This is a genomic window from Listeria rocourtiae subsp. hofi (genome assembly GCF_963575615.1).
Lineage (GTDB): Bacteria > Bacillota > Bacilli > Lactobacillales > Listeriaceae > Listeria_A > Listeria_A hofi.
In genome coordinates this window covers 1-794 of the sequence record NZ_CAUYTL010000090.1, presented here as the reverse complement: position 1 = coordinate 794, position 794 = coordinate 1, and the positions used below count along the sequence as shown (strand labels likewise).

At 43.6% G+C, this 794-nt stretch carries 1 pseudogene; it reads right to left on the bottom strand.

Annotated features, from left to right (window positions below):
* Nucleotides 1-698 (bottom strand): annotated as a pseudogene (gene ltrA, locus R8925_RS15835) (group II intron reverse transcriptase/maturase); the annotation flags it as partial.
* Nucleotides 699-794: the final 96 nt, after the last annotated feature.

The window sequence follows — 794 nt, the reverse complement described above, 5'->3', positions numbered from 1 at the left end:
GGGCTACCCACTTGGCTTTTCTCACGATTTACCGTCAGGTACAATTCCTTCTCCAAAAACATGGTACAACTTGCCATGACGCGTTCGCCAGCTCGCTTACTACGAACATAGCTATTACAGTCATCTGCATAGCGCACAAATAGATGCCCTCGTCGCTGTAATTCTTGGTCGAATGCGTGTAGATAGATATTGCTAAGAAGCGGGGATAGGTTGCCACCTTGTGGTGTTCCTTTCTCCGTTTCTTGTTTTTCTGTTCCAATCATCACACCACTTTGCAAAAATCGACGGATAAGACACAAAACCTGTTTATCTTGGACGCTCTTTTCAATGAAGCCCATTCATTTATCATGATGAACGGTATCAAAATACTGTTTCATATCGATATCTACGACATACTTATAGCCCGCTTCATAGAAGCTTTTTGCTTTACGAATGGCTTGATGTGCATTCCTTTTTGGACGGAATCCGTAACTATTGTCGGAGAATAGTGGGTCAAAGATAGGTTCGAGTATTTGTGCTACCGCCTGTTGTATCAGCCTATCCAGTACACAAGGGATACCTAATTGGCGTTTCCCTCCATCCGCTTTTGGAATCAAGACACGTTTCACTGGTTGCGGTCTATACTTACCTGTTCGCAATTGTTTCAGTAGATTTTCTCGGTTGTCGCGCAGATAGGGAAGCAGTTCTTCTACTGTCATCCCATCAACGCCAGCGGCGCCTTTATTGCGTAAGACTTTCTGGTAAGCAAGGTTCAGATTTTCTCGATGGATAAGCTTGTTTATCAGATTTTCTAC